The organism is Nostocoides australiense Ben110 (assembly GCF_001050535.1).
GTDB lineage: Bacteria > Actinomycetota > Actinomycetes > Actinomycetales > Dermatophilaceae > Nostocoides_A > Nostocoides_A australiense.
In genome coordinates, this window is the sequence record NZ_HG764815.1 from 3779201 (window position 1) to 3784653 (window position 5453).

At 69.3% G+C, this 5453-nt stretch carries 5 protein-coding genes; 1 reads left to right on the forward strand and 4 read right to left on the reverse strand.

The window, feature by feature from the left end:
• Positions 1-1857, forward strand: a 1857-nt coding sequence (gene infB, locus BN11_RS18575) for a translation initiation factor IF-2 (protein ID WP_235435543.1), incomplete at its 5' end; no start/stop codon positions are given.
• Positions 1858-2002: 145 nt separating this feature from the next.
• Here the strand turns inward: infB and BN11_RS23115 are convergent.
• From BN11_RS23115 to BN11_RS18590, 4 genes are all read right to left on the reverse strand, one after another.
• A complete protein-coding gene (locus BN11_RS23115) occupies positions 2003-2161 on the reverse strand; it encodes a hypothetical protein (RefSeq protein ID WP_157044277.1) in 159 nt (52 codons plus the stop codon).
• 280 nt (positions 2162-2441) lie between these two features.
• Positions 2442-3692 carry a Dyp-type peroxidase gene (locus tag BN11_RS18580; protein WP_083433881.1) on the reverse strand — a complete coding sequence of 417 codons (1251 nt, stop codon included), beginning with the start codon at positions 3690-3692 and terminating at the stop codon, positions 2442-2444.
• Positions 3689-4339 (reverse strand): copper chaperone PCu(A)C, encoded by a 651-nt coding sequence (locus BN11_RS18585; RefSeq protein WP_048699815.1) that lies wholly within the window; start codon positions 4337-4339, stop codon positions 3689-3691. Before BN11_RS18585 ends, BN11_RS18580 begins: the two co-directional genes overlap by 4 nt.
• Before the next feature lie 167 nt (positions 4340-4506).
• On the reverse strand, positions 4507-5166 hold the full coding sequence (locus BN11_RS18590; protein ID WP_048699816.1) for a hypothetical protein: 660 nt from the start codon (positions 5164-5166) through the stop codon (positions 4507-4509).
• Positions 5167-5453: the final 287 nt, after the last annotated feature.

A 5453-nucleotide genomic window follows, 5' to 3' on the forward strand; every position in this document is an offset into this window, starting at 1 on the left:
TTCGAGCAGATGTCCGCGCCGACGATCGGCGGGGTGCAGATCCCGCGCGGCGACGGCCGGATCGTTCAGATCCGCCAGGGCGCCAGCCTGACCGATCTGGCCGAGCGCATCGACGCCAACCCGGCGTCGCTGGTGACCGTGCTCTTCCACCTCGGTGAGATGGCCACGGCCACCCAGTCGCTCGATGAGGACACGTTCGCGTTGCTCGGCGCCGAACTCGGCTACGAGATTCGCATGGTCAGCCCGGAGGAGGAGGAGCGCGAGCTCTTCGAGTCCTTTGACATCGACCTCGAGATCGGCATCGACTCCGAGGACGAGGAGGACCTGCAACCGCGGCCGCCGGTCGTGACCGTCATGGGTCACGTCGACCACGGCAAGACCAAGCTGCTCGATGCCATCCGCAACGCGAACGTCGTCGCGGCCGAGCACGGCGGCATCACCCAGCACATCGGCGCCTACCAGATCCACAAGGAACACGAGGGCGTCGACCGGGCGATCACCTTCATCGACACTCCCGGTCACGAGGCCTTCACGGCCATGCGTGCCCGTGGCGCCAAGGTCACCGACATCGCGATCCTCGTGGTCGCCGCCGACGACGGCGTCATGCCGCAGACCATTGAGGCGCTCAACCACGCCCAGGCCGCGGATGTGCCGATCGTGGTGGCGGTCAACAAGATGGACGTCGACGGCGCCAACCCGGCCAAGGTGCGCCAGCAGCTGACCGAGTACAACCTCATCGCCGAGGAGTACGGCGGCGACACGATGTTCGTCGACGTCTCCGCCAAGCAGATGCTGCACATCGACGACCTGCTCGAGGCCGTGCTGCTCACGGCGGATGCCGCGCTCGACCTGCGCGCCAACCCCGACAAGGACGCCCGCGGCGTGGCGATCGAGGCCAATCTCGACCGGGGCCGCGGTGCGACCGCGACCGTCCTCATCCAGTCCGGCACGCTGCACGTCGGTGATGCGATCGTCACCGGCTCCAGCCACGGCCGCGTGCGTGCCATGCTCGACGAGCACGGCAACACCCTGGACGAGGCGACGCCGTCCCGTCCGGTGCAGGTGCTCGGTCTCTCCTCGGTCCCGCGCGCCGGCGACACCTTCGTCGTCGCGCCCGACGACCGCACCGCCCGGCAGATCGCCGAGCGGCGGGAGGCGGCCGACCGGGCCGCGTCGCTGGCCAAGGCCCGCAAGCGCATCTCGCTCGAAGACCTCAACGCCGCCCTCGCGGCCGGCAAGGTCGACACCCTCAACCTCATCCTCAAGGGTGACGTGTCGGGTTCGGTCGAAGCGCTCGAGGACGCCCTGCTCCAGATCGACGTGGGCGACGAGGTCGACCTGCGGATCATCGACCGCGGTGTCGGTGCCATCACGATGAACAACATCAACCTCGCGATGGCCTCCAACGCGATCATCATCGGTTTCAACGTGCGCGCCGAAGGGCAGAACGCGGAGTATGCCGAGCGTGAGGGCGTCGAGATCCGCTACTACTCGGTGATCTACCAGGCCATCGAAGAGGTCGAGGCGGCCCTGAAGGGCATGCTCAAGCCGGAGTTCGAGGAGGTCGAACTCGGCACCGCCGAGATCCGCGAGATTTTCCGCTCGTCCAAGTTCGGCAATATCGCCGGGTCGATCGTGCGCAGCGGCGAGATCAAGCGCGGCGCCAAGGCGCGGATCACGCGTCAGGGTGTCGTCATCGCCGAGAACGTCGAAGTCGCCGGCCTGCGCCGCTTCAAGGACGACGTCACCGAGGTCCGCGAGGGCTACGAGTGCGGTATCAACCTCGGGTCCTTCAACGACCTGCAGCTCGGTGACCTGATCGCCACCTATGAGATGCGCGAGAAGCCGCGGGCCTAACGTGCCCGCCCGATGCCACGAAGTGCTCGTCCGCAACGGAACATTTCCGTTGCGGACGAGCACTTTGCCTTGCCTATGCCCGCAGCGTTGTGCGTATGCCGCGGCATCGACGCCTCGGCTGCCTGCAGTGCCGAGGCGAGCTGACCTATTGGCAAGCGCCGATCAGGGTGCAGGAAATGTTCTCCTGCTTGGCGACCAGCTGACCGCCGGTGGGGGACTTGGTGGCCAGGCGCGTCGTCGTGATGTAGAGCACCGATGAGCTTCGGGATTCGATGCCGCCCAAACCCCCGAGGTAAGAGCCCATGGTCTGGACGACAAAGCCGCACGTCGTGATGGGGCGCGCGAATTGGATCTTGTCGTGACCCGGGAAGTCGGTCAGCTTGGGCAGATATCGTGTGGGCGGGCGATGCAGATATCGTGATCGACACCGTCCGACGCTTACCGGTCAGCCCGGTGCCGGTGTACGCCGTGCATCGCCGGCACCCGAGCGCCCCCGAGCGCCCCCGAGCGCATCGTCCTCGAACTGCTCGAGATTCTGGCCGGGGCCTTGTTGCCGGAGCCCTCGTCGATCTGACGAAGTCGGATCAGGCAAGGAGCGCCTGCCCCAGGCTCTCTCCGTCGCCGGGTCCGGGCAGGATGGCGAAGACGGCGGAGCCGATCGGGGTGGTCCAGATGTTCATCAGGTCTTTGGCGGCCAGCCGCTTCTGCACCGGATCGAATTGGGCGAGCGGGTCGGCGCAGTAGGCAACGAAGATCAGACCCGCGTCGACCTGCTCGCCGGTCCCGTCGTCATACGAATAGGGCCGGCGCAGGAAGCGTTCGGTGTTCGTGGTCGCGCGGGCGCGCCGGACGTGCGCGCCGGGGTCGATGACGGGGAACCCGAGCGCGTCCTTGGCGTCGACGTCGGGGATGTCGTTCTCGGCACCGCCGGTCAGCGGGGCGCCGTCGGTGAGGCGGCGGCCCATGGCGTTCTCGCGCCCGAGCCGGTCGACCTGCTCCCATTTGTCCAGGTCCATCCGGATGCGTCTGATGACGATGCTCGAACCGTCGCGCAGCCAGTCCGGCCCGCCCGCGCCGATGAACACCGGCTCGTCGTCGGCCGGTTGGATCGTGCCGTCGACCTGGCCGAAGAGGTTGCGCATTCCGATGAGGTGCTCGCCGGTGTCGAGCGGCTCGCGGAATCCCCTTTGCACCCATCGGGTTTCGGCCATCGACCGCACGCCCAAGGTGAGTCGCCGCTGCGCGTGTGCGAGGGTGGTGGGGGAGTCGGCGCAGATCTGTAGCAGCAGGTCGCCGCCACTCCACCGGTCTTCGAGTTTGTCGATCTGGGGGTATGCCGGGAGTGGGCCGAGCCAGGCCGGCACCGCGTCCGCCCCGCGGACAAGTTCGACGATCCGGGGTCCGACGCCGACGGTCACCGTCAGGCCAGCGGTATGCCGCGCCAGTTCCGGTTCGGGGTCGGTCAGGGGCGGGCGTCCGGACATCAGGCGCTCGATGTCGTCGGACCAGATGCGCAGGATCCGCCGCACGTCGGTCGCCGATGCCCCCTTGGCGAGGTCGTAGGCGACGAAGGCGGCAAACGGCTGAACGCGGCCGCGGATCCCCGGTTGCCGGGTTGCCCGGAAGGGCTGCACGCCTTCCGTCGTGGCGGCTCCGGCAGCCGTGGCGCCGCTCGTGACCGTGTCGGCGGATCCCGCTGACTCGGTCGACGACCCCGTCGTGAGCGAGCATCCGCCCAACCCGAGACCGGCGACGGCGGCCGTGGTCAGCACGCCACGCCGGCCCGGGCCGGCCGGAGTAGTCCGGCCGGCTGGACATCCGGCAGCGGGGGTCATGACGAGGACATCGACATCGATGCCGAGCCCGACATCGAGGGGGAGGGGTTGTAGGTCTCGTTGGCGCCGTCGAAGGTGCGGATCATCACCGACAGGGGCACCTGTCCGAGGTCGGTCTCCAAGGTGACGGTCAGCGAGTCTCCGGCGACGAGTTTGTCCTTCAGCCCGAGGAGCATGATGTGGTTGGCACCAGGTGCCAGGACGAAGGTCTTGCCGGCCTCGATCGTGAACCCGTTCGGGGCCTTCTGCATGACCATGTTCCCGCCGGCGTCCTTGACGAACTCGTGCGTCTCGACCGATCCCGCGACATCGGACGATCCGCCGGTGATGTGGATCGCCTTGTCGCTGTTATTGACGAGGGTGCCGAAGACGGCGCTCATCTCCATGTCGGTGGCCTTGGCCCATCCGTCGGTGATGGTGACCGGGCCGATCCGCCCCGTCGATCCGGAGGATGCCGATTCGGTGGAAGCAGGCGTGCCGGAGTCACTGGCCGACGTCGCGGCGGAACCAGCTGCGGTCGAGGACGCCGCGGATGTGCCAGGGGAGGACGAACTGGAACTGTCGCCGGAGCCGCACGCAGCGAGTGAGGTGGACAGGAGCAGGGCGGCCGACGCCGCCGCGAGTCGTGAACGGTTGCGAGAGATCATGATTCGGTTGTTGCCTTTCGAGGTCGCGCCGTGGGCGCGTCAGGGACGTGAGGTATGGAGGTGCCCCGCCGGAACGATTCCAGCGCGGTCCAGGCCGAGCAGCACGTGCTGGTCGTGAGTGAGGTGCCGGGTGAGTGAGGTGCCGGGTGACCGCGCCCAGGGCACGGTCAGGCGGTCACGCATCCCGGGGGCCCGCGCATCGCGCGGGCGTCGGCCCACAGGGCCGGAGGGGCGATGTGCAGGCGGTCAGGTATGCCGGAGAGGCGGGCGAACGGGGGGACCGAGACCGCCGCGGGCAGCCGGGTCAGGGCGCCGAGCACCCGCCACAGCACCGCCTCTCCCCCCGCGAGGAGAAGCGCCAGGACCACGGTGGCGACGCCATGCGCGAGCAGCATCCGGCCCGATGGCAGCAGCTCCGGCCCGGACAGCGCTGCGACGTGGCCACCGTGGCCCGTGCCCGACAATGCCGTGCCCGGCAACGCGGTGCCCGACAACGCCGTGCCCGACAACGCCGGGCCTGACAGCCCGGACATCGGAGCAGCAGCGTGGCTCAGGGCGGAAGCAACGCTCGTCCCGTGCGCGATGAGGAAAGAGATGTGCGCCAGCGCCTGTCCCGCGCCGAGCACCACCACCAGTCGGCCCAGCCGCAGGCGAGAAGCGCTCACCGCCCACGTCACGGGGCCGAGCGCGCACAGGGCGACGAGCACGCCGGGCAGGCTCAGCGGCATACCGCCGGCGCTGTGCGCGAGGCCGGACACGCCGAGGGTGAGGGCCGTCAGGGCAGCAGCACGCACGCTCCGCCCGACGACACCCCCAGCCACGATCACCCCTCCAGGGTACTGCCCGGGGTATCTGGGTCCGCGTCGGGTGGGACGTTGTCGCCGGCCCGTGCGACCACGCCGCACCCGAGGCAGGCCGGACCCGCCGGGCGATGTCACTGCGCTATGTCACTGCGCTATGTCACTGTCCGGGTGCCCGCTCCTCGCCCCCGCCGAGGCGCAGCACGAGTTGGGTGCCCGGCGGTGCCGACTGGATCGCGCGCAGCGTCGCCAGGGCCGGGTGCCGGTCGAGCAGCTGGGCGCCGTTCGCCAGCGAGCGCAGCCCCGCCGTCTCG

What these genes read in the sequence shown, in the direction of transcription:
- BN11_RS18580 (WP_083433881.1), bottom strand. Translation starts at nt 3,692, where the DNA reads ATGACCCCCGCTGCCGGATGTCCAGCCGGCCGGACTACTCCGGCCGGC.
- BN11_RS18585 (WP_048699815.1), bottom strand. Translation starts at nt 4,339, where the DNA reads ATGATCTCTCGCAACCGTTCACGACTCGCGGCGGCGTCGGCCGCCCTG.
- BN11_RS23115 (WP_157044277.1), bottom strand. Translation starts at nt 2,161, where the DNA reads ATGGGCTCTTACCTCGGGGGTTTGGGCGGCATCGAATCCCGAAGCTCA.